Genomic DNA, 23779 nt, shown 5'->3' on the forward strand with positions numbered 1-23779 from the left:
ATTCATGGAAGTGAAAGTTTCCGGCATCACCAAGCAGTTTGATCGCTTTCCGGCGCTGAACGACGTGTCGCTCGACATTCGTTCCGGCGAGCTGATCGCGCTGCTCGGTCCCTCCGGTTCCGGCAAGACGACGCTGTTGCGTCTCATAGCCGGCCTGGAGCAGCCGACCCAAGGCCGCATCTTCTTCGGTGATGAGGATGCCTCGCACCGCTCGGTGCAGGAGCGCAATGTCGGTTTTGTGTTTCAGCACTACGCCCTGTTTCGCCACATGACGGTTGCCGACAACATCGCCTTCGGCCTGAAGGTGCGCCCTTCCGCCTCCCGCCCGCCGAAAGCGGAAATCCGCCGACGGGTATCGGAGCTTCTGGACATGGTGCATCTGACCGGCCTCGAAAAGCGTTACCCCACCCAGCTTTCCGGCGGCCAGCGTCAGCGCGTGGCACTTGCCCGCGCAGTCGCCATCGAGCCGAAAGTGCTGCTGCTCGATGAACCCTTCGGCGCACTCGATGCCAAGGTGCGCAAGGAACTGCGCCGCTGGCTGCGCGAGTTCCACGACCGCACGGGCCACACCACCGTCTTCGTTACCCACGATCAGGAAGAAGCACTGGAACTGGCCGACCGCGTCGTTGTCATGAGCCAGGGCAAGATCGAACAGGTCGGCACGGCGGATGACGTCTACGACACGCCCAATTCCCCCTTCGTCTTCTCCTTCATCGGCGAATCCTCCAGCCTGCCTGTGACGATCCGCGACGGCCAGGTGGTGTTTCAGGGCGAGAGCATCGGCGTCGCCGAAAATGGCGCAGGTGAGGGCGAGCTGTTCTTCCGTCCGGAAGATGTGGTGTTGACCGACGAGAAAAACGCGCTTTACGGCAAGGTTACCACCTGTCGCCGCCTCGCCGGCACCCGCATCGCCGAAATCGACATCGCCAATAACGGCCATGACCCCTATCACCTCGAAATCGAGGTGCCGCTCAACGCCGCCGTGGCGGTAGGTGCCGAACTGCGGTTTCGTCCGACCCGGTGGAAGGTGTTTGGCAAGAAGTAGGGGAGATGCGGCTGCGATTGGCAGCTGGCGGTTGCGCCTATCCTGAGTTCCCCGTCATACCGGCCTTGAGCCGGTATCCAGCCAACCCAACTCCGTGGGTTGAAAAGAACCTTTCCGCCGCGCAGACGCGCGTCCGACGGATGTATAAGATGTCTGCAACGCTAGCGTACACACCGTCATTCCTGTGATCGTCACAGGTTGCCAGCCGGCGCGCGTCTGCGCGGCGGTGAAACTCCATTCAGCCCAAAGACTTGGTCTGGCTGGATCTCTGTGACAAGCACAGAGATGAGGGAACCGGGTAAACGCGCCAATCACCCCAGAAACGGAAAAGGGTCGCCAGAGGCGACCCTTCCATGAGCTTGGTCCTGTTTACAGACCCGGGACTGTTTCTCAACGTTCCGAAGGCAAGAGGTTTTTACGCCGAGGGCTGCCCCGTCGAAAACCCACCCTTTCCATTGCCTGCACCAGAGACCGAAATCTCATTAGACATTGGATCACCTCCTTCCGATACGTTGAACATAACTAGAAGGTAGTACGATTCGTCATTAATGCAAGAGGTCTGATCAGGACACCCGCATCACGATCTTGCCGATATGATTGCTGGTTTCCATCAGCCGGTGGGCCTCCACAACTTCGTCCAGCGTGAAGACCTTGTTGATGACAGGCGTAACCTTGCCGCTTTCGATGAGTGGCCAGACCTGTTCGATAAGCTCATCACGGATGGCGCGTTTCTCGTCAGCGGTACGTGGCCGCATGGTGGAGCCGGTGACGGTCAGGCGTTTGACCATGATTGGCCGCAGATCAACCTTTTCAGCCACGGCGCCGCCCAGAAAGGCGATGATGGACAGACAGCCATCCTTGGCGAGTGCGGCAATGTTCTTTTCGAAATAGGCCGCACCGATCATGTCGAGAACCACATCGACACCCTTGCCATCGGTTTCGGCCTTGATGACGGCGGTGAAATCCTCGTCGCGGTAATTGATGGCCCGTTTGGCACCAAGCTTGACGCAGGCCTCGCATTTTTCCGCAGAACCCGCCGTCGCATAGACATCAGCGCCGAAGGCTTTGGCGAGCTGGATGGCGGTTGTGCCGATACCGCTGGTGCCGCCGTGGATGAGCACGCTTTCGCCTTCGGTCAGGCCCGCCATCTGGAAGAGGTTGGCCCAGACGGTGAAGAAGGTTTCCGGCAGCGCGGCGGCCTTGACGGCGTCGTACCCCTTGGGGAAGGGCAGGGCCTGCCCGGCCGGCACCGTGCAATATTGCGCATAACCGCCGCCATTGGCGAGCGCGCAGACCTTGTCGCCAGGTTTGAATTCGCTGACGCCTTCGCCGAGCGCCACCACTTCTCCGGCAATTTCGAGGCCGAGGATCGGGCTTGCGTCCTTCGGCGGCGGATAGGCGCCCTGCCTCTGCGCGACATCGGGGCGGTTGACGCCGGCCGCCTCGACCCTCACCAGGATTTCGCCTCTGGCGGGGGTTGGCAAAGGTGCTTGCGAAAGCTGCATCACCTCCGGGCCACCATGGGAGGGAAGGTCGATGAAACGCATTTTTTCGGGCAGGGTCACATTTTCGGGCATGGCCAGGGGCAATTCCTCATTTGTCGGCGTTACCTGAAGATTTAGGACAGATGTACCGCTTAGGGAAGGAGGCCCTTTGTCGCTGATGTCATTTTGTCTCCCCGAACACCCGGATGACGAGGCCGCCTTCGTTTTCTTTCGCGGCTGTCTTGATGCCGGCGATCTCGCTGCCGATGCGCTCGGGATTGGCGATGATCAAACCTTTTGGCAATGTGAGAACGCCGATGGAGCAACGCAGCAGGGCAAAATCCCGCTCATTGCCGCGACGGTCCAGCCCGACCATGCGACCGGCCTGACGGTCCTCTGGCGAATAGAGTTCGGCCACTTCACCGTGAAAATCGCTGAGCAGCCGCTCGAGGATTTCCGTCAGTTCCTCCACCGCCCAGTCACGCACGCCGACGAAGAAGTCGTCGCCGCCGATATGGCCGAGAAAGCAGTCGCCGGCGAAAAAGTAGCGACGCATCAGTGCGGAAAACAGAGTGATGGCGTGGTCGCCGGCATTGAAGCCGTATTTATCGTTGAAGGGTTTGAAATTGTCGAAATCGCAATAGCAGAAGAAACGGGTCTCATCGCCATCGCCGCAGCTGTCGGCGATGAAGCCGCCGATGGCGCGGTTGCCCGGCAGCGCCGTCAGCGGGTTCTGGTCCTGCGCCATCTTGAGCTGTTTTTCATTGATGACCTTGATGAGCGATGCGGCTGAGACGATGCCGGCGTAACGCATGTTTTCGGTCAGGATGATGCAGGCGCTGCCGCCCATGCTGGCGAACATGTTCATCAGTTGATCGGCATCGGCGTCGAGACCCACGATCGGCGCAGGATCGACGAAGTGGGAAATGGTGCGCTCGTAGATCTTGTTCTTGAGGAGATCGCGCCCGAAAGGCCGGTAGATGTATTCCTTGAGGTGATATTCGTTGATGACGCCGCGCGGTTCGCCATTGGCGTTGAGCACCGGGAAAAACGCCTGCTGCGGGTTTCTGCGGAACAATTCGAAGACGCTGTCGACGCTGTCATGCTCATAGACGGTGGGAAGACGCTCTATTTCGCGACGGATGAGGATTTCGTCCAGCGACTGGCTGTTGCGCCGCGCCACGCCCACGCGGTTGAGGTGCGGAAAGCTCTCGGGAAGTTCGCTGGTGAAAACCGTCGGCCTGGCGATCAGCCAGCCCTGCACCAGATCGACGCCATATTCGCGGCAGGTGAGAAATTCCGCTTCGGTCTCGATGCCTTCCGCAATGACCCGGACGCCGAGAACATGAGCGATGTTGACGATGTTGCGCACCAGATGCTGCTTGCGCGGAAGATGATCGACACCGCTGATGAAATGCCGGTCGATCTTCAGGTAATCAAGCGGATAGTCGCATAAAAGCTTCATCTCGCCGTGACCGGCGCCGAAATCGTCGATCGCCAGCTTGAAACCTTCCTTGCGCATGCGGGCGATCAGCGCCTTGAACTCCGGCACGCTGGTATTGTCGAAACGTTCGGAAAGTTCAAAGCATATGGAGGAGGCCGGAATGCCCGCCCGCGCCAGATGGCCAACGAGCTTGTCGAGAATGGCGTCCCCGTGCGGGATAAGCCTTACATCGAGATTGAGGAACAGGGTGGTGGTGGAAAAATCCGCCAGGGTGGAGAATTTAGCGAGCGCCCGGCTTGCCAGCATCTGCTCGAAGGCCTTCAGCTCGCCATCCTCGGCAGCCTGGTCGAGAAGCGCGAGCGGATTGGAAAACCCAAGCCGGTCATGGCCGCGCATCAGTGATTCATATCCGAAAATCGTGCCCGTCGTCGCCTCGACGATCGGCTGAAACGCGGTTTCAAGCACAAGCTTCGCCATGGGAAACATGTGCCCGGAGGCAAACCGCCTTATGACATCGTTCTCCAGCGTTACGGCCGGCATTTCTGTTCTCCGCTATTGGCCAGTTCCCGTTGGTGGCATGACAAGTCAAATGCACACACGGGAACTTGTCTCTTTTCAGCAGACAATCGCAGATTACAGGTCAACAAAAGCTTTCACGACTGTGAAGCTTTAATGAAGGTTTTGTCACGGGCCCCTCAATAGCCAGGGGTATCCGGCAGGCCCTCAGGCCCGGCGCACATGTCCGGTGTGAGCGGCGTAAAGTTCCGCAACATTCAGGCGTTCGCGATCCGCCTCGACAGGTGCTGCAGCCTCTGTATCTGCGCCGGTTGCGGCAGCAGAGGCCGCCCATAGTCTCAGCGCGGCCCTTACGACCTCGCTGCCGGATGCGTAGGCGCCGCTATTCACGGCCTCGCGCATTCTTGCTGCCTGTTCCGGGGAAATCGATACTGTCACCATTGGCATGATATCACTCCCTTGTTCAACCGTTGCGAAGGCATCTCCGGTCCGTGCCGGGACCTGATGGGGATCGCGGTCTTGCGGGCGTTTTTTCAGTTTTCGTCTGGCGCCGCTTCCAGCGAAATTTGTATCACTCAGCATATTAGCACGAAACGTGTTCCATTCCCAATTTGCAGTATATCACGGTTTAGTTTTTCCCCCGTGAGCGGCTCCTCAGCATGGGAGCGGCTAGTCTTATCCGGCCTTGCCCGGTTTTCTTTGATCCATGGCAAATCAGCGACATGAAATGGCGCGTTTTTTATTGATTGATTGATCAATCAAGAATATTTTGCCCGCCATCAAGGAGACCCTTATGCCCAAGATCGGAATGGAGCCTTTGCGCCGCAAGGCGCTTGTGGACGCGGCGTTACGCACCATAGGCCACCATGGTTCGCTGAATGTGACAATGTCGGATATTGCCCGGGAAGCGGGCGTATCGCCGGCGCTTGCGCATCATTATTTCGGCAGCAAGCAGCAGCTTCTTCTGGAAACCATCCGCAGCCTGCTGCGGGATCTGAGGCGCGATGCGGTGGCGGCGCTGACCCGCGCCAATGGACCGCGCGAACGGCTGAGCGCCATCGTTCACGTCTCTTTCCAGAGCGACCAGTTCACGCCCGAGACGGTGGCGGCATGGCTTGCCTTTTATGTGGAGGCGCAGCGCTCGGAAGAAACGCGCCGCCTGCTGGTGCTCTATTCCCGTCGTCTGCGCTCGAACCTCATGGCAAGCCTAAACCGGCTATGCCCGCCCGATGACGCGGCGCGCATTGCGGAAGGGGCGGCAGCCCTTATCGACGGGCTGTATATCAGACACAGCCTGCGTTCGGCCCCGCTTGGGCTCGCCTCAGCGCCGGCCCTTGTCGAAGACTATTTCGACTTGCAGCTCAAACCATATCCTGATGGACAGCGCCCGAAGCCGTCCGTCCGCATTCTCTAGGAGTATTCGACATGACTATCGCGACGTCTCTCAGGGCGCAGCCCAAAGCCTCGCATTTCATTGATGGCGACTATGTCGAAGACAATGCCGGCACGCTTTTTGAAAGCGTCTTTCCGGCCACCGGCGAAGTCATTGCAAGGCTGCATGCGGCAACGCCCGCGATTGTCGAGCGCGCCATTGCATCGGCCAAACGCGCCCAGAAGGAATGGGCGGCAATGAGCCCCATGGCGCGCGGGCGTATATTGAAACGCGCCGCCGATATCATGCGTGAACGCAACGAGGCGCTCTCCACGCTCGAAACGCTGGATACCGGCAAGCCGATCCAGGAAACCATCGTCGCCGATCCGACCTCGGGTGCCGATGCCTTCGAATTTTTCGGCGGTATCGCGCCTTCCGCGCTGAACGGCAACTACATCCCGCTCGGCGGCGATTTCGCCTATACCAAGCGCGTGCCGCTCGGCGTCTGTGTCGGCATCGGCGCATGGAACTATCCACAGCAGATCGCCTGCTGGAAGGCGGCCCCGGCGCTCGTTGCCGGCAACGCCATGGTCTTCAAGCCATCGGAAAACACCCCGCTCGGCGCTTTGAAGATCGCCGAAATCCTGATCGAGGCAGGGCTGCCCAAGGGCCTGTTCAACGTCATTCAGGGTGATCGCGATACCGGCCCGCTTCTGGTCAACCACCCGGATGTCGCCAAGGTCTCGCTCACCGGCTCGGTGCCCACCGGCCGCAAGGTGGCCGCCGCCGCCGCCGGGCATCTGAAGCACGTGACGATGGAACTCGGTGGAAAATCGCCGCTGATCGTGTTTGACGATGCCGATATCGAAAGCGCTGTCGGCGGGGCGATGCTCGGCAATTTCTATTCTTCCGGTCAGGTCTGCTCCAACGGTACCCGCGTTTTCGTGCAGAAAAAGGCGAAGGACCGCTTCCTCGAAAACCTGAAGCGCCGCACTGAGGCGATGATCCTCGGCGACCCCCTGGATTACGCCACCCATCTCGGCCCGCTGGTCTCCAAAGCCCAGCAGGAAAAGGTGCTTGGCTATATCGAAAAGGGCAAGGCGGAGGGTGCGACGCTGGTAACCGGCGGCGGCATTCCCAACAATGTTGCAGGCGAGGGCGCCTATGTGCAGCCGACGGTGTTTGCAGATGTCACCGATGACATGACAATCGCGCGCGAGGAAATCTTCGGCCCGGTCATGTGCGTGCTGGATTTCGATGATGAGGTTGAGGTTCTCGCCCGCGCCAACGCCACCGAATTCGGCCTTGCCGGCGGCGTCTTCACCGCCGATCTCGCCCGCGCTCATCGCGTGGTCGACCAGCTGGAGGCGGGCACGCTGTGGATCAACACCTACAATCTCTGCCCGGTGGAAATCCCATTCGGCGGCTCCAAGCAGTCTGGTTTCGGGCGCGAGAATTCGGCGGCGGCGCTGGAGCATTATAGCGAGCTGAAGACGGTTTATGTGAGCACGGGGAAGGTGGACGCGCCTTATTGAGATTTGGTGGGGGGGGGGGCCACCCTCAGCCCGTTAATCGGAACCAACGCTCATTGAAGAGAGAGCAAATCATGCACGCAGATTACGTCATCGTCGGTTCCGGTTCCGCAGGCTCCGCCATCGCCTATCGCCTGTCGGAAGACGGCCGTTATTCGGTAATTGTCATCGAGGCTGGCGGCTCGGATTTCGGGCCTTTCATCCAGATGCCGGCCGCACTCGCCTGGCCGATGAGCATGAAGCGCTACAATTGGGGCTATCTCTCCGAACCCGAACCGAACCTCGACAATCGCCGCATCACCGCCCCACGCGGCAAGGTCATCGGCGGTTCGTCCTCCATTAACGGCCTTGTTTACGTGCGCGGCCATGCCGAGGATTTCAACCGCTGGGAGGAATTGGGCGCGCATGGCTGGGCCTATGCGGATGTGCTGCCTTATTTCAAGCGCATGGAACACAGCCATGGCGGCGAAGATGGGTGGCGCGGCACGGATGGGCCGCTGCATGTTCAGCGCGGGCCGGTCAGCAATCCGCTGTTCCACGCCTTCATTCAGGCTGGTGCGCAGGCAGGCTTCGAGCTGACAGACGACTATAACGGCTCCAAACAGGAAGGTTTCGGCCTGATGGAGCAGACCATCCATAATGGCCGCCGCTGGTCCGCCGCCAATGCCTACCTGAAGCCGGCGCTGAAGCGCGGTAATGTCACGCTGGTCAATGGCTTCGCCCGCAAGGTCGTCATTGAGAACGGCCGTGCCGTCGGCGTCGAAATCGAGCGCAGGGGCGGGGTGGAAACCATCAGGGCCGATCGTGAGGTCATCGTCTCGGCATCGTCTTTTAATTCACCGAAATTGCTGATGCTTTCGGGCATCGGGCCTGCCGCTCATCTGAAGGACATGGGCATAGAGGTTAAGGCGGATCGGCCGGGTGTCGGCGCAAACCTTCAGGACCATATGGAGTTTTATTTCCAGCAGGTCTCCACCAAGCCGGTGTCGCTTTACTCCTGGCTACCCTGGTTCTGGCAGGGGGTCGCGGGTGCGCAATGGCTGCTGTCGAAAGGCGGGTTAGGGGCCTCCAACCAGTTCGAGGCCTGCGCCTTCCTGCGTTCAGCGCCCGGCTTGAAACAGCCTGACATCCAGTACCATTTCCTGCCCGTCGCCATCTCCTATGATGGCAAGGCTGCTGCGAAAAGCCATGGTTTTCAGGCACATGTCGGCTACAACCTGTCGAAGTCGCGCGGCAATGTCACGCTGCGTTCCGCCGATCCGCATGACGACCCGGTCATCCGCTTCAACTATATGAGCCACCCGGAAGACTGGGAAAAATTCCGCCATTGCGTGCGCCTCACGCGCGAGATTTTCGGCCAGAAAGCCTTCGACGATTTTCGCGGGCCTGAAATCCAGCCGGGCGAAAAGGTGCAGACGGACGAGCAGATCGACGCCTTCCTGCGCGAACATCTGGAAAGCGCCTATCACCCCTGCGGCACCTGCCGGATGGGCGACAGGAACGACCCCATGGCGGTCGTTGATCCCGAATGCCGGGTGATCGGCGTGGAGGGGCTACGGGTCGCCGACAGCTCGATCTTCCCGCATGTGACCTATGGTAATCTGAATGGCCCGTCGATCATGACGGGCGAAAAGGCGGCGGACCACATCCTTGGCAAAACCCCGCTGCCGCGCTCCAATCAGGAGCCGTGGGTAAACCCGCGCGCGGCCGTCAGCGACCGGTGAGGATCAATGGTAATCGTCCTCGCGCTGGTGGCGAACGGCGGCAATGGTGACTGTTTCCGGGCCGTCGATGCGGAACAGCACGATATAGCCGGATGACCCGAACGGCACGAGGAGTTCACGTATCAGCCCGTTTTCAGAAGATGCCTTACGGCAACTGAAGGGAAATTCGCTGAGAATGTCTAATCCTGCTCTTATGGCGTGAATGGCCTTCTCGGCCACATTGATGTCGTATGCGATCAGAAAATCATAGATGCGATCGAAATCCGCCAGTGCTTCTTCGGTATAACGAAGCTGATATGTCATTTCCGTTTCGCGGCTTTCGCAGCATCGAGTTTTCTTTGCATCGTCGAAAGAACATCGTCGGTGCTATAATAGACACCGGTTCGCTCCGCTTGTTCGAGCGACGCCAGCCCGCGCGCAATGAACTCCGCCTGCGATTTGCGGATTTCCACCTGCCTGCGGACCGAATCCTCGACAAATGACGATAGCGTCTCGCCGTCTTTCAGAACGCTTTCTGCCGCCTCGCGGAAATCCGCCGTTACACGCAGCGAAGGCAAAGTTGCGGTTTTCATCTTTTCTCTCCATGCGTTGCATTTGCGATGCGCAGCTTCTGCCATCTGTCGCAACGAGTCAAATGCAAAACTTGCAATCGCCGGCTGGCAGGCAGATAAACGGGTTTCCCGCCCGACAATAACTGAAATCACCGATCTGGATCCCCATGCCCGTCGACTACAAAAAGCTGAAGATGCTCCGCCGTTCCCGTGTTGTGTGGGGTTCATGGCGGGTGTGGAAGCCGAGGGCGGTTTTCTGGATCGGCGCTATTGCGGTGGGCCTTATCAGCGTCGGTTTTGCCTGGGCGGCGGATCGCGCCCAGCATCTTTTCTTCTCGGCAACATCTTCCGGCGAATGGGCGTTTCTGCTGCCGCTTGTCGTGACGCCGCTCGGTTTCACGCTGTGCGCCTGGCTGGCGCTGACGGTTTTTCCAAATGCCGGCGGCAGCGGCATTCCCCAGGCCATCGCCGCGCGGCACCTGCGTGACGACGCGGATCGTTCGCGGCTCCTGTCGCTGAAACTCGCTTTCGGCAAGGTCTTGCTGACGGTCGTCGGGCTTTTGTCCGGTGCGTCGATCGGGAGAGAGGGACCAACGGTGCAAGTCGGGGCCTCGATCATGCTTCAGGCGGCGCGCTGGGGCGGCATGGCACAGGCAAAGGGTCTTATTCTTGCCGGATCAGCGGCGGGTATTGCGGCAGCGTTCAACACACCGCTGGCCGGCATCGTGTTTGCCATCGAGGAAATGAGCAAGACCTACGAATCCCGGGCAAACGGCCTCGTCCTTACCGCCGTCATCCTGTCCGGCCTTGCCTCGCTGGCGCTGGTCGGCAGCTATACTTACTTTGGCACCAGTTCCGTCATGGCGAAAACCATGATGGACTGGCTGCTTGTACTGGTCTGCGGCATTGGTGGTGGTGCGTTCGGCGCGCTGTTCAGCGCGTGCGCGCTGCGCCTGTCCGCGCGTATCCGGCGCTTCGCCCAGGCCATGCCGTCAAGGCGGATGCTGGCGGTTGCCGCCGCCTGCGGCCTTGCCTCCGCCGTCATCGGTATTGCAACTGATGGCGCGACCTTCGGAACGGGTTACGAACAGGCGCGCGCCGCAATCGAGGGCCAGGCCGCACCGGCCTTCTTCTTCATCGAAAAGCTGGCGGCCACGTTTCTGGCGATGATGTCGGGCATTCCGGGCGGTATATTCGCGCCGTCGCTGTCCGTGGGCGCGGGCTTTGGCAGTACGATGGCGACTTTGCTGGGTACGAGCATCGGCCTTGGCGCCATTGTCGGCATGGCGGGATATTTCGCGGGCGTGGTGCAGGCCCCCATGACGGCTTTCGTGATCATCCTCGAAATGACCGGCAATCATGACGGCGTCATCCCCATCATGGTGGCATCGATGCTGGGATATCTAACCTCCCGGCTTTTCTCCCGGGAGCCGCTCTATCACGGCCTGTCGCGTGTTTTTATTGCCCAGAGCATCCGCGCCAAACGCGCAGCACACGCCGCTGAGACCTGACCCGACTTTACGCGCGGATACCCGCCACTCCGAAATAGCCAAGTCCCGGTATCTTCACGCCGGGCCGGCTGAAATCGAAACCCGCGACCAGGCCGAGGAAATTGACCTCGAAGCCACTGCGTGCGCCCGCCGAAATGCCGAACAACCCGCCAAGCGAGAGGCTCGCATCCTTCCAGTCGTCGGCGACGTGGTAAAACGCGCCGTTGGGCAGATAGTCGCGGCCCACCGCGTCTGATGGCAGAACCACACCGAGCTCCGGCACGCTGCGCAGAACATGGGCAACGAAAGTGTTGGAGTTGGGACCGGGATAGATACGATAGCCGCCCGGTTTGCCATAGGGATAGTCGGCAATCGCCTGTTCGATCTTCGGGATCAGTTTTTCCGCTGCCGCCCCATGAATGGCCACCACCTGACGCGGCGTGTTGGAATACCAATAGGCATCCGCCGGATAGCCATTATGGCGTATCGGCATTCCCCAGCCCACCTTGTCGTAGCGATCGTAGGCCGTCGCGCCCGGCTTTTTCAGCACGATCCAGGCATGGCTGGCGACGGAGCCTTTAAAGCCACCGGTCATGGCCGAAAAAACGTAAACCGCCGCCTGCCGGTCGGCACCTGCTTGCGGCAGGGTGCCGGAGGAAGACCAGCGCGCATCACGCCAGCCCTGCGGGTGATCCCTCATGGCCCACAACCCCGCCGATGCCAGAGCTGGCAGCAGATAGATGATGGCAATCGCCAGCAGCAGACGTTTTGCAAATTTCACTGATAGCCTCGTGCATCGAAAAATCAATTGCGCTATCAACGACATAAAATCAGAACTTTTTGAGGCCGCAAAAATGAACAATTCCGTTACCGTCGAAGTCCTCAGGGGCAGTCTGGTCGAAAGCCGCCACCAGGGTCTTGCAGTGGTGGTGGATGGCGATGGTGGCGTCGTGTTTTCAGCTGGTGATGTCGAGCGTGGCGTCTTCCCGCGTTCTGCCTGCAAGGCCATGCAGGCGCTGCCGCTGGTGGAAAGCGGCGCGGCGGATGCCTATGGCTTCGGCAATCGCGAACTGGCGCTTGCCTGCTCTTCTCATTCCGGCGAGGATGAACACGCGGCGCTCGCCGCCTCCATGCTCGCAAGGGCGGGCAGGGATGTGGATACGCTGGAATGCGGCGCGCACTGGTCTTCCGACCAGAAGACCATCATCCATCAGGCCCGCACGCTGGAAAAGCCGACGGCGCTTCACAATAATTGCTCCGGCAAGCACTCCGGCTTCATCTGCGCCTGCTGTCACACAGGCACCGACCCCAAGGGCTATGTCGGTTACGACCACCCCCTGCAGCGCGAAATCCGCGCGACGATGGAAAGCCTGACGGGTGCGACGCTTGGCCATGACAATTGCGGCGTGGACGGTTGCTCGATCCCCACTTATGCCGTGCCGCTCAAGGGTCTGGCGCATGGTTTTGCCAAGATGGCGACGGGCAGGGGGCTGGAGGCCGGGCGCGCGCAAGCCTCCCGCCGGCTCTTTGACGCCTGCATGGCGGAACCCTTTTACGTGGCGGGCACCGGCCGCACCTGCACCAGGCTGATGCAGATCGCGCCGGGCAGGATTTTCGCCAAGACCGGCGCGGAAGGCGTGTTCGTGGCCGCACTGCCGGAAAAGGGCATCGCCATGGCGGTGAAATGCGAAGACGGCACGACGCGTGCGGCGGAAGCGATGATTGCCGCAATGCTGGCGAAATATTTCGATGGCGCCGAGAACGAGGCGCTGCTTGCCATGGCAAACCGGCAGATGCGCAACTGGAACGGCATCCACGTCGGCGATATCCGCGTCGTCGGCCTCTAGAGCATCTCCTGTAAAACTGCGCAGCGGCTTTACGTCCGGAACACGCGTAAAGACAAAAAATAAGGCGCGCGGTATGCCTTCGGTTAAACGCGACGCGCTTCAGAAATAACCTTTGACGCGGCCCGCTGCCGGCAGGATTATGGATTGCCCTTGCATGTGATGGTCTGCCAGATCGCCGCCGCAGGGGCTGGCGTCTGCACGCGAGGAGGTGGGCGCCCCTCATTGCCCTGGAGGTTGCATATTCATGTTCACACTGTTTTTCTCCCCCGGTTCCTGCTCCCGCGCCAGCCATATCGTGCTTGAGGAATCCGGCCTGCCTTACACGGCCCATCGCGTCAACTTCGCCGAGGGCGAGCAGCGCTCCGAGGCATTCCTGAAGATCAACCCGAAAGGCCGCGTGCCAGCGCTGGCAACGGCAAGCGGGGTGCTGACGGAAACGCCTGCCATCCTCGCCTTCATTGCGCAGATGGCTCCGGAGAAGAAACTCGCCCCACTCGACGATCCCTTCGAATTCGCCCTGATGCAAGCCTTCAACGCCTTCATTTCCTCCACGGTGCATGTCGCCCATGCGCATGGCCGGCGCGGCAGCCGCTGGGCGAGCGAGGATAGTTCCCTGGCGGATATGAAAGCGAAGGTGCCGCAGACCATGACCGATTGTTTCGAACTGATCGAGCACGGCATGCTGCACGGCCCATGGGTCTTGGGCACCGCCTATTCGGTCGCCGATCCCTATCTATTCGTCATGTCCGGCTGGTTGGAAAGCGACGGCGTGGATATCGCCCGCTTCCCGAAGGTGCATGATCACTTCAGGCGCATGAACGAGCGCCCGGCCGTGCAGCGGGCGCTGGCGGGTGAGAAGGGGTGATGTGCTAAAAAGCTTGCTTCGTCGTCCTCGGGCTTGTCCCGAGGATGACGTCGAGTGCGAAGAGAGGTCTGCCAACTATCCCCTAGCTAGTGCCTTCGTTCACGCCGCCTCGGCGGCCCGGCTGTCCCACATGGACTTGAATGCCGTGCGGGCCTGGCAGCGCTCCAGCCAGGCTTTCAGCGCCGGATGGGCGTCAAACAGCGGCTGGTGGCCCTGCGCGTAACGGACGATTTCCGCCACGTTGAGATCGGCGACGGTGAAGCGGTCGCCTACCAGATAATCGTGGCTGGCAAGATGTTGCTCCAGCACCCGGAAGGGCCGCCTCAAAAGGCGCGCGGCGACATCGATCACCGCTTTGCCGGCATCGCTTTCCGAAAGGCCTTCGGCGATGGCGGAGGAAATCTTCAGCGAATTGGTCTCGATTTCGGTCGCGGCAAAGAACGACCATTGCAGCATCGCCGCATCTTCCTTCAGGTCGACCGGTGCGAGCGGTCCGCCATATTTGCGGACGAGATAAAGGTTGATGGCCATGGATTCATAAAGCACCATGCCGTCATCTTCGATGCAGGGGATGGTGCCCATCGGATTGATGGCCAGAAACGCGGGGGACAGCGTGTTGAGCGGCGCGTCTGCGGCCAGGGGATCGGCAACGCGGCGGGCCTGCACGACAGGCACGTGCTTGAATTCCATGCCCAGTTCCCCGGCAAGCCAGAGCGTGCGAGTGGCGCGGGAACGGTAGACACCATAGATCGTCAACATCGAAGTCACCCTTTTACCTTTTTGATGGCGGCACGTTAAGGTCTCGTCCTTTTAAAGTGAAGTTGTGGATGTCAGGGTCAACTATGATTTTTTCTGATCCGTCAGGAGGTCCGTATCCGGTGACAGCCGGGCCTCGAAACGGTCGATGAACCGATCGAAAAGCCGGGCGAATGTCTCGACATCCTCCTCCGGCCATCCATCCATCACGTCCTGGATGACGCTCATCTTGGTCCGGCGCATTTCCTGCAGCAGACTGGTGCCAAGTGGTGTGATCTCGACGATGCTGCGGCGGGCATCCTCCTGCGAGACGCCGCGTTTCAACAGGCCGCGCCCGACCATATCCGCCACCACCCGGCTGCCGCGCGAGGGGTCGATGCGCATGCCCTCGGCAATCGCACCAACGGTGACATCGCCGTCCGCGCGGCGCAATATATCGAGAACGTCGATATGGGAGAGTTCCAGACCCGGAGCCACCTTGGCAAGCGCCATGCGCCCGATGATGCGCCGTCCGATCATGATGCGCATACGCGTCATCGTATTGCCGATGCGCTTGATGTCTTCGGGCAGATCCTCGTTCCAGTCTTCCTCAGTCGACACGCTTAGCCGTTCCTTTCAATCCCGATTTGCGATCACATTTAGCGCCAATATCATGGATGTCAAAAACTTGCCATTGACATATATATGCTAATAGCACACAAATTGTCGCAGCAAAATTGCCGAAACTCAACGAGATTTTTCATGGATATGTCCGTTGCCCCCGTGGCGCCGCTTGTGTCGGATCACCGGCGTAGGCTCATCGTTTTCCTGTTTCTGATGCTGGCCATGTTCATGGCTACCCTCGACAACCAGATCGTCTCGACAGCGCTGCCCACCATCGTCGGCGAATTCGGCGCGCTGGAGCGTTTCGGCTGGATCGGTTCGGCCTATCTTCTGGCGACCAGCGCGGTCATGCCTGTTTATGGCAAGCTCGGAGACCTGTTCGGGCGAAAATACGTGATGATCGCGGCGGTTATCATCTTCACGCTCGGCTCGCTCGCCTGCGGGCTGGCCTGGTCGATGGATAGCCTGATCGCGGCCCGCGTGCTTCAGGGCCTTGGCGGCGGCGGCATCATGGTTTCGATCTTCTCCGTCAATGCCGATCTGTTCGAACCGCGTGAAAGAGCCCGTTACCAGAGCTATTCCAGCCTCACCATCATGGCGTCGGGCAGCGTCGGGCCCATTCTCGGCGGCACGATGAGCGATCTGTTCGGCTGGCGGTCGATCTTCCTCATCAACCTGCCACTCGGGCTTATCGTCATCACCGGCCTGATTTTCCTGCTGCCCTACCGCCGTCCCGCGCGTCAGCCGAAGATCGACTATCTCGGCGCCGTCTTGCTGGCAGCGACGATCGCAAGCGTCGTCTTCTGGGCCGACAGCAGCGAATTGTTCGGTTCGCTTATTGCAGGTCCCAGCCTCGGTATTATCGCTTTCGCCGTCATCGCCGCCTTCCTCTGGGTGCAGGTGGAACGTCGCGCGCCGGAACCCGTGGTGCCGCTCAGGCTCTTCAAGGACAGCACCTTTCCGCTGTTGATGATCGTTTCATTGACCAGCGGCGGCATTGGCATCGGCATGGTCAATTATTACGCGCTGTTCCTGCAGACCACGACCGGGCTTTCCCCATCCCATGCCGGCCTGTTCTTCATCGCCGTCACCGGCGGCATCGTCATGGGTTCACTGTCTGCCGGGCGGTTGATCTCGATCACCGGCGTCTACAAACCGTTTTCGGTGGCCGGGCTTACTATCAATGTCATCGCCATGCTGCTTTTCACGCAGATGCATGCGGGAACGCCGCTTTGGCTGATTGCGATTCTCATGCTGGCGCAGGGTTTCGCCGTCGGCCTCGGCCAGCAGGCACCCATTATCGGCGTGCAGAATTCCGCGCCGAAGACCGATATCGGTGCCGCAAGCGGCGCGGTGACGCTCACCCGCATGGGCGGCGCAGCAATCGCCATCTCGGTCTATGGCGCGATCGTCACCTCCAGCCTCAAGGGCGTTGCCGTGACCATTCCGGGTGTCGGACGGATTGAGGAATTGACGCCGAAGATGCTCTCCGAACTGCCCGCGGCATCCCAGGCCGCCGTTGCCTCGCTCTATTCGGATGCCTTCACGCCGCTGTTCTTCGCAGCCGCCGCAACCGCCGCCATCGGCCTTGCCGCAGCACTGATGCTGAAACCGGTCCGGTTGCCAGCCGCAGCACAGGCGGCCAAGCCGGCGGAAAGTGCGGGGGAGTAGGGGGCGGCTGTTCCTATAAGGCGCGGTGAACTCGAGCTGTGCCTTCCTCCGGCAACTTGCTCTTCCCTTCTCCCTGTGAGAAGCACAAGGATGAGGGATGGTTCCGGGCCTTTCCAATATGCCCGCGACCTCTGAGCGCGAAAACAAAACCGCACCCCTGGAAATTTAACGCCCGTTCCGCGTTATGCTCGCAGCACTTTAAATTCGCGCGGGCGGCCCTATCTCAATGAATATGAAGCCGGAACAGCTCCTGAACTCCACGCCCAAGGGTCTTTATTGCCCGCCGGGCGATTTTTATATCGACCCGGTGCGGCCGGTGGCGCGTGCATTGATAACCCACGGCCATTCCGATCACGCCCGCGCCGGCCACGGGGCGGTGCTGGCCACACGCCAGACGCTCGATATCATGCGCATCCGTTACGGCGAGGACTTCTGCGGCAGCGAGCAGGCGGTCGCATTCGGGGAGACGGTGGAGGTAAACGGCGTGACCGTCGGTTTCCACCCGGCGGGCCATGTGCTGGGTTCGGCACAGATCTCCGTGGAAATGAACGGCATGCGCATCGTTGCCTCCGGCGATTACAAGCGCGGTATCGATCCCACTTGTACACCCTTCGAAACGGTGCCGTGTGATGTCTTCATCACCGAGGCCACCTTCGGGTTGCCGGTGTTTCACCACCCGCTGCCGCGGGTGGAAATCGGCAAGCTGCTCACCTCCATCAAGCAGTTTCCCGAGCGCACCCATCTGGTCGGCGCTTATTCACTCGGCAAAGCGCAGCGCGTTATCAGGCTCCTGCGCGACAATGGTTATGCCGATCCCATCTATATCCACGGCGCGCTGGCGCGGCTTTGCGATTATTACGTGTCGCAGGGCATCGATCTAGGTGATCTACGCCCCGCGACGCTTGAAAAAAGCGATCCCGCCATTTTCAAGGGCGCGATCGTCGTCGGCCCGCCCTCTGCATTTCAGGAGCGCTGGGCGCGCCGTTTCAACGAGCCGCTGATCGCATTCGCGTCCGGCTGGATGATGGTCCGACAGCGGGCGAAACAGGGCGGCGTGGAGCTGCCTTTGGTCATCTCCGACCACTGCGACTGGCCGGAACTGCTGGAAACCATCAAGGAAATTGGCCCGCAGGCCGTCTGGGTCACGCATGGCCGTGAAGAGGCGCTGGTGCGCTGGTGCGAATTGCAGGGCGTTGCTGCCAAACCGCTGCATCTTGTCGGTTACGAAGACGAGGGGGATTGAGATGAAAGCCTTCGCCACCCTTCTCGACCGACTTGTCCTCACCCCATCGCGCAACGGCAAGCTGAAGCTTTTGGCCGATTATTTCCGCGATACGCCTGACCCAGACCGGGGGTATGGGCTGGCGGCGATTGCCGGCACGCTGGACCTCAAAAGCGTCAAGCCCGCAATGCTGCGCGAGCTGGTGCTGGAGCGCATGGACGAGGTGCTGTTCCGCTATTCATACGATTATGTCGGCGACCTGGCCGAGACCATCTCGCTGGTCTGGGGCAATATCGGCGGTCTGGATGATTCCGAGGCGCAGGATCCCCGTCTTGGCGAAGTCGTGACGCTGATGAATTCGCTCGGCCGCACCGAAGTGCGCGGAGCGGTGCGCGATCTGCTCGACCGGCTCGATACCTCCTCGCGTTTCGCCTTCCTGAAACTCGCAACCGGCAGCCTTCGCATCGGCGTTTCGGCGCGGCTGGCGCGGCAGGCACTGGCGGATTTCGCGGATAAGGACATCATCGAAATCGAAACCCTCTGGCACGGTCTGACGCCGCCTTACACGACGCTTTTCGCCTGGCTGGAGGGCAAGTCCGAGCGACCGGTTCTGGCAACGCCCGCCATCTTTCACTCGGTAATGCTGGCCACCCCGGTTGCAGACGGCGATCTCGATGGTCTGGACCCTGCCGATTATGCGGCCGAGTGGAAATGGGACGGCATCCGTGTGCAGCTTTCCCGCGCAGGCGAGACGCGCAAACTCTACTCCCGCTCCGGTGACGATATTTCCGGCGCATTTCCCGACGTGCTCGATGCCATTGATTTCGAAGGCGTGATGGATGGTGAATTGCTGATTGGCGGCACGGCGCGCTCGAACAATCTCACGCGCACCTTTTCCGACCTTCAACAACGGCTGAACCGCAAGACGGTGACGGCCAAGATGCAGGATGACTATCCGGCCTTCATCCGCGCGTATGACCTGCTGTTCGATGGTGAGAGCGACATTCGCGCGCAGACCTATCTAGAACGCCGTGGCCGCCTGTCGGATATCATCGAACATGCCCCGCATGACCGCTTCGACCTGTCTCCGCTCATCGGTTTTTCAACATGGGACGAGCTGAATACGCTGCGCGCCGCGCCGCCCGATCCGGTGATCGAAGGCGTCATGATCAAGCGCCGCGACAGCGCCTACCAGGCCGGCCGGGCCAAGGGACCGTGGTTCAAGTGGAAACGCGATCCCTACAATATCGATGCTGTCATGATGTATGCGCAGCGCGGCCATGGCAAACGCTCGAGTTATTATTCCGATTTCACGTTCGGCGTATGGGCGGAAGGGGAGGATGGTGAACAGCTGGTGCCGGTTGGCAAGGCCTATTTCGGTTTTACCGATGCGGAGCTTGAAGTGCTGGACAAGTTCGTGCGCGACAATACCGTCGAGCGTTTCGGACCCGTGCGCGCGGTGCGCGCCACGCCGGATTTCGGTTTCGTGCTGGAGGTGGCTTTCGAGGGCATCAACCGTTCCAACCGCCACAAATCCGGCGTTGCCATGCGGTTTCCACGCATTGCGAGGCTTCGCGCCGACAAACTCCCGGCGGAGGCGGATCGCCTGGCGACGCTTGTGGCGATGATCGATGGCGTTGATGGGTAGGGGTCCCCGCTACCTCCCTCATCCCTGTGCTTGTCACAGGGATCCAGCCAGCCCAAGTCCTTGGGCTGATGGGACTCTTACCGCCGAGCCGATGCGCGTCGACTGGATTCCTGTAACAAGCCCAGGAGTAAGGGAATGTTTTGTCCAGAAAATGCCATGATGGCTGCGAATACATTGTTGTCATTCGCGAATCCGTGATTGGACAGCCTCTCGCCGCAGTGCTGAACTGCTTCTAATGTTTTGATCACTCAGGTGCGCATATGCCAGATAAACGCTTTCTCTCCTCAGCATTCGGACAGGAAGAAAGCGGCGCGACCTTAAGGAGCCTGACGCGGCGCAATCTGCTTGTGGGTGCCATGGGCCTGTCAGCAGCGGCACTTCTGCCCGCGGGTGCGAAAGCGGGCATTCCCACGCCCGAAGTGCTGCCGCTGGAAAAGCAGGATTACGGCGAGGCGCGCAAACGGTTCCATACCCATTTGCTGCGCAAAATGTCCGCTCCGGAAAAATCATCGCCGCTCGGCACACCGCCGGGCGCGGAACGGGTCACCTATCGTGGCGGGCCGGATGGTTCCATCGAGCTTGTGGCCTGGCTTTCCCATTATCAGCCCTCGACGGTACTCAAACCCGCGGTGCTTTTCCTGCACGGCGGCAACGCCACCGGTGACGGCCATTGGGCGATGATGAAGCCCTATTGGGAGGCGGGTTTCGTGGTGCTTTTGCCGTCCTTCCGGGGCGAAAACGGCCAGAACGGCAATTATTCCGGTTTCTACGACGAAACAGCGGATGCGCTGGCGGCGGCGACCTATCTGGAAAGCCTGCCCGGTATCGACAGGAAACGCTTCTTCATTGCCGGGCATTCCAATGGCGGCACGCTGACGCTTTTGGCCGCCATGAGCCGCAAATACCGTGCTGCCGCGCCGATTTCGGCGGGCGTCAATTCATGGCGTTACTTCAACCGCTACTCGGACGAACTCTGTTTCGACGAAACCGACGAGCGGGAATTCATCATGCGCTCTTCGGTCTGTTTCGGCCCCAGCCTCAAATGCCCGGCGCTGTTGCTGCGCGGCACGGAGGAGCGCCCGTTCGACGCCGATCACCAGCTTTTCGTCGACCGCGCCGTGTATTCGGGATTCAAGGTCGACAAAAAACTGCTGCCCGGCACACACAATGGCGTGGTGCCGGGCGCCGTGACGGAAAGCATCCGCTTTTTCAACGAATTTGCATAAAAAAGGGCCGAAAACCGCTTTGCAGCTTTCGGCCCTCTCGTAAAGTCAGGCGCTCTTCTTGAAGTAGCCGAGCAGCCGCATGGCATTGGCGGTGACGAGAACCGTAGCGCCGGTGTCGGCGAAGACAGCGAGCCACAGGCCGGAGAGGCCGGTAACCGTTGTTACCAGGAATACCGCCTTCAGGCCGAGCGCGATCGTTACGTTCTGGTGGATATTGCGCATGGTGGCGCGCGATAGGCCGATCAGGCGGGCAGCATCGCCGACATTGTTGCGCATCAGCGCTGCATCCGCCGCTTCCATCGCCACATCCGTGCCTGAGCCGATGGCGACACCGACGCTTGCAGCCGCGAGGGCGGGCGCATCGTTGATGCCGTCGCCCACCATCACCACGGTTTTCTTCTGGGCAAGCTTGCGGATTTCCTCGACCTTGTTCTGCGGCAGGAGCTCGCCGCGCGCTTCAAGTCCCAGCTTGTTGCCGATTGCCTTTGCCGTGCGGGCATTGTCGCCAGACAGCATAAGCGAGGAAATACCCATCTCCTTCAATGCCTTGATGCCTTCTGCCGCATCCTTGCGCGGTTCGTCGCGCATGGCGAAGAGACCGCTTGCCGCACCCTCGGCCATGACGACGGCCACGGTCTTGCCTTCGCTTTCCAGTGCGGAAATGCGCTCTGCAAGTTCCGTCGATACGGTCCCGACTTCGGTTGCAAAACGCGGCGCGCCGATAAACAGGCGCTTGCCGCCGACGGTGCCCTGCATGCCACGACCGGAAATCGCCTTGATCTCCGAGCCGGGCAGGGGAGTTACGCCTGCTCTGTTGGCATGGTTGACGATGGCTCTGGCAAGCGGATGGCTGGACTCGTTCTCGATGGTTGCGGCTTGCGCGATCAGCCCGGCCTCGTTGCCGTCAAGAGCCACCACATCCGTCACGACAGGTTCGCCGAGCGTCAGCGTGCCGGTCTTGTCGAAGGCCACGGTTTCGGTGCGTGCCAGCATCTCGATAACCGCACCGCCCTTCACCAGCATACCGTGCCGTGCCGCAGCCGAAAGGCTGGAGGCGATGGCAGCCGGAACGGAAATGACGAGTGCGCAGGGGCAACCGATCAGCAGCAGGGCGAGACCGCGATAAATCCAGGTGTCCCAGTCGCCAAGGCCCACAAGCGGCGGCACGACGATGGTAAGTGCGGAAATCGCGACGATCAGCGGCATGTAGTAACGCGAGAAGTTCTGGATAAAGCGCTCGGTCGGGGCGCGGGCGTCCTGTGCTTCTTCAACGAGCGTGATGATGCGGGCAATGGTGTTGTCTTCCGGCGCGCGGTCGACCCGAATGCGCAGCGAACCATCATGGTTGATCGAACCCGCAAAGACGCGTGCGCCTTTTTCCTTGGCGACCGGAATGCTCTCGCCGGTCATCGGCGATTCGTCGACGCTGGATTCGCCTTCCATCACCACGCCATCGGCAGCAATGCGGTCGCCCGGACGCGCCACGACCAGATGTCCGATGCGAACCTTATCGGCGGCCACCTGCCGGAGCGTACCGTTTTCTTCCACCAGTGCCGTTTTTGGCAGCAGGGAACCGAGAGCCTTTATGCCCGAGCGGGCACGTGCGGCGGCAAAGCCTTCCAGCAACTCGCCAACGGAGAACAACAGCACGACGATCGCCGCTTCTTCCGCCTCGCCAATGATGATGGCGCCGATGGCGGCAATCGTCATCAGCATCTCGATGGTGAAGATCGCCCCAAAACGCGCGGCGTTGAAGGCGTTGCGCGCAATGGGAAACAGCGTGACCAGCGTTGCGACGATGAAGGCGTAACTGCCCCATGCCGGGAAGCCAAGCTCCGCAGCATAGGCAACGGCCACGAGAATGGTGCCGGTGAAGGTGTTACGTGCCTTGGCCGTGCGCCACCACACGCCTTTTTCATCCCCGCCATGGGCGTGGCCTATGTCGGCGCTCTGCGCGACGGTTTCAACGCTCCCGTGGCTATGCGCGTGCTTCGCATCGTCATGATGGTGGCCGCCGCAGCTTGAGTGGTCGTGGTCGGCGTTGTTATGGCCCGAATGGTCGTGGCCTGAATGATCATGTTTGTGATCGTGATCATGGCCGTGATGACCGCCGCATGATCCATGGTCATGGTCGTGCGCATGATCATGATTATGTTCTTCGACCTTGCCGAGTGCGGTTTTTTCCTGCGGCAGCAAGGCAGGCTTGAAGCCGAGCTTGCGCAGCGTGTCCTCGATCTTGTCGACCGGGGTTTTGTTGTTTGCCAGAGAAAGGTTCAGCCTTTCGCGCGCAACGGATACCTTGACGTCGGCAACACCGGGCAGACGCGAGAGCGCGGTTTCAATCTTGGCCGCGCAGCTGCCGCAATCCATGCCGCCGACAGAGAAGGCCAGGGCATTGTTCTGCTCAATGCTCGGTGGTGCTTCCGCATGGTGATGACCACCGCACGATGAATGGTCATGATCATGCCCATGATCGTAATGTTCCGCCGCAATCTTTTCGCGCGGAGCCTTGTCCTGCGGCAACAAAGCGGGCTTGAAGCCAAGTTTGCGCAGCGTATCCTCGATTTTTGCGACCGACGTTTTGTCTTCCGCCAGCGAAAGGTTCAGCCTTTCGCGCGCAACGGAGACCTTGACGTCGGCAACGCCGGGCAGGCGGGAGAGCGCCGTTTCGATCTTCGCCGCACAGCTGCCGCAATCCATGCCGCCGACCGTGAAGGTCAGGTCTCCTGATTCCCCGTTCAAACTGCCGCGTGTCGAAATATTCATGGTTCTAGCTCCTGAAT

General features: G+C 60.5%; 20 protein-coding genes. 11 read left to right on the plus strand and 9 right to left on the minus strand.

Annotation, left to right across the window (positions count from 1 at the left end; translation table 11 throughout):
- Positions 1-4: 4 nt before the first annotated feature.
- Positions 5-1045, plus strand: a complete 1041-nt coding sequence (locus QE432_RS16945; RefSeq protein WP_003511873.1) for a sulfate/molybdate ABC transporter ATP-binding protein — start codon at positions 5-7, stop codon at positions 1043-1045.
- A 563-nt stretch (positions 1046-1608) separates the two neighbouring features.
- On the opposite strand, the gene QE432_RS16950 is transcribed toward QE432_RS16945, so the two are convergent.
- The 3 genes from QE432_RS16950 to QE432_RS16960 form a co-directional block, all read right to left on the minus strand.
- A complete protein-coding gene (locus QE432_RS16950) occupies positions 1609-2622 on the minus strand; it encodes an NAD(P)H-quinone oxidoreductase (RefSeq protein ID WP_162632936.1) in 1014 nt (337 codons plus the stop codon).
- An 88-nt stretch (positions 2623-2710) separates the two neighbouring features.
- Positions 2711-4513 (minus strand): GGDEF domain-containing protein, encoded by a 1803-nt coding sequence (locus QE432_RS16955; RefSeq protein WP_013635646.1) that lies wholly within the window; start codon positions 4511-4513, stop codon positions 2711-2713.
- Positions 4514-4696: 183 nt separating this feature from the next.
- On the minus strand, positions 4697-4936 hold the full coding sequence (locus QE432_RS16960; protein WP_025592709.1) for a ribbon-helix-helix domain-containing protein: 240 nt from the start codon (positions 4934-4936) through the stop codon (positions 4697-4699).
- Between the two features lie 346 nt (positions 4937-5282).
- Here QE432_RS16960 and betI point away from each other — a divergent pair, with 346 nt between their 5' ends.
- From betI to betA, 3 genes are all read left to right on the plus strand, one after another.
- On the plus strand, positions 5283-5903 hold the full coding sequence (gene betI / locus QE432_RS16965) for a transcriptional regulator BetI (protein WP_003511878.1): 621 nt from the start codon (positions 5283-5285) through the stop codon (positions 5901-5903).
- Positions 5904-5914: 11 nt separating this feature from the next.
- A complete protein-coding gene (gene betB, locus QE432_RS16970; protein WP_306625031.1) occupies positions 5915-7396 on the plus strand; it encodes a betaine-aldehyde dehydrogenase in 1482 nt (493 codons plus the stop codon).
- Between the two features lie 71 nt (positions 7397-7467).
- Positions 7468-9117: a choline dehydrogenase gene (betA, locus tag QE432_RS16975; protein WP_306625033.1), complete on the plus strand. Its 1650-nt coding sequence runs from the start codon at positions 7468-7470 to the stop codon at positions 9115-9117.
- A 3-nt stretch (positions 9118-9120) separates the two neighbouring features.
- Here betA and QE432_RS16980 read toward each other — a convergent pair whose 3' ends face one another.
- Both QE432_RS16980 and QE432_RS16985 read right to left on the minus strand, forming a co-directional pair.
- Positions 9121-9420, minus strand: a complete 300-nt coding sequence (locus QE432_RS16980) for a type II toxin-antitoxin system RelE/ParE family toxin (RefSeq protein ID WP_019564154.1) — start codon at positions 9418-9420, stop codon at positions 9121-9123.
- The gene (locus QE432_RS16985; protein ID WP_306625035.1) at positions 9417-9689 is read right to left on the minus strand and encodes a YlcI/YnfO family protein; all 273 of its coding nucleotides are present in this window, start codon (positions 9687-9689) and stop codon (positions 9417-9419) included. The genes QE432_RS16980 and QE432_RS16985 overlap by 4 nt, the downstream gene beginning before the upstream one ends.
- Before the next feature lie 146 nt (positions 9690-9835).
- On the opposite strand from QE432_RS16985, the gene QE432_RS16990 reads away from it, so the two are divergent.
- Positions 9836-11179: a chloride channel protein gene (locus QE432_RS16990; protein ID WP_306625036.1), complete on the plus strand. Its 1344-nt coding sequence runs from the start codon at positions 9836-9838 to the stop codon at positions 11177-11179.
- Positions 11180-11186: 7 nt separating this feature from the next.
- Here QE432_RS16990 and QE432_RS16995 read toward each other — a convergent pair whose 3' ends face one another.
- Positions 11187-11939, minus strand: coding sequence for a DUF3750 domain-containing protein (locus QE432_RS16995; protein ID WP_003511884.1), 753 nt, complete (start codon positions 11937-11939; stop codon positions 11187-11189).
- Positions 11940-12012: 73 nt separating this feature from the next.
- Between QE432_RS16995 and QE432_RS17000 the strand changes: the two genes are divergently transcribed.
- Positions 12013-13005: an asparaginase gene (locus QE432_RS17000; RefSeq protein WP_013635650.1), complete on the plus strand. Its 993-nt coding sequence runs from the start codon at positions 12013-12015 to the stop codon at positions 13003-13005.
- 244 nt (positions 13006-13249) lie between these two features.
- Entirely contained in the window at positions 13250-13870 is a 621-nt protein-coding gene (locus QE432_RS17005) for a glutathione S-transferase family protein (RefSeq protein WP_013635651.1), read from the plus strand.
- A gap of 99 nt (positions 13871-13969) precedes the next feature.
- On the opposite strand, the gene QE432_RS17010 is transcribed toward QE432_RS17005, so the two are convergent.
- Positions 13970-14629, minus strand: coding sequence for a glutathione S-transferase family protein (locus QE432_RS17010; RefSeq protein WP_003511889.1), 660 nt, complete (start codon positions 14627-14629; stop codon positions 13970-13972).
- Positions 14630-14710: 81 nt separating this feature from the next.
- Entirely contained in the window at positions 14711-15226 is a 516-nt protein-coding gene (locus QE432_RS17015) for a MarR family winged helix-turn-helix transcriptional regulator (RefSeq protein WP_003511890.1), read from the minus strand.
- A 141-nt stretch (positions 15227-15367) separates the two neighbouring features.
- Between QE432_RS17015 and QE432_RS17020 the strand changes: the two genes are divergently transcribed.
- The 4 genes from QE432_RS17020 (at position 15368) to QE432_RS17035 (ending at position 20996) form a co-directional block, all read left to right on the plus strand.
- Positions 15368-16900 (plus strand): MDR family MFS transporter, encoded by a 1533-nt coding sequence (locus QE432_RS17020; protein ID WP_003511892.1) that lies wholly within the window; start codon positions 15368-15370, stop codon positions 16898-16900.
- Positions 16901-17126: 226 nt separating this feature from the next.
- A complete protein-coding gene (locus tag QE432_RS17025; RefSeq protein ID WP_162719775.1) occupies positions 17127-18143 on the plus strand; it encodes a ligase-associated DNA damage response exonuclease in 1017 nt (338 codons plus the stop codon).
- A 1-nt stretch (position 18144) separates the two neighbouring features.
- Positions 18145-19770 (plus strand): cisplatin damage response ATP-dependent DNA ligase, encoded by a 1626-nt coding sequence (locus tag QE432_RS17030; protein ID WP_041694325.1) that lies wholly within the window; start codon positions 18145-18147, stop codon positions 19768-19770.
- A gap of 260 nt (positions 19771-20030) precedes the next feature.
- On the plus strand, positions 20031-20996 hold the full coding sequence (locus tag QE432_RS17035) for an alpha/beta hydrolase family protein (protein ID WP_306625039.1): 966 nt from the start codon (positions 20031-20033) through the stop codon (positions 20994-20996).
- A 45-nt stretch (positions 20997-21041) separates the two neighbouring features.
- On the opposite strand, the gene QE432_RS17040 is transcribed toward QE432_RS17035, so the two are convergent.
- Positions 21042-23762, minus strand: coding sequence for a heavy metal translocating P-type ATPase (locus tag QE432_RS17040; RefSeq protein ID WP_306625041.1), 2721 nt, complete (start codon positions 23760-23762; stop codon positions 21042-21044).
- Positions 23763-23779: the final 17 nt, after the last annotated feature.

This window comes from Agrobacterium sp. SORGH_AS_0745, from assembly GCF_030818995.1.
In the GTDB taxonomy this organism is placed as follows: domain Bacteria; phylum Pseudomonadota; class Alphaproteobacteria; order Rhizobiales; family Rhizobiaceae; genus Agrobacterium; species Agrobacterium tumefaciens.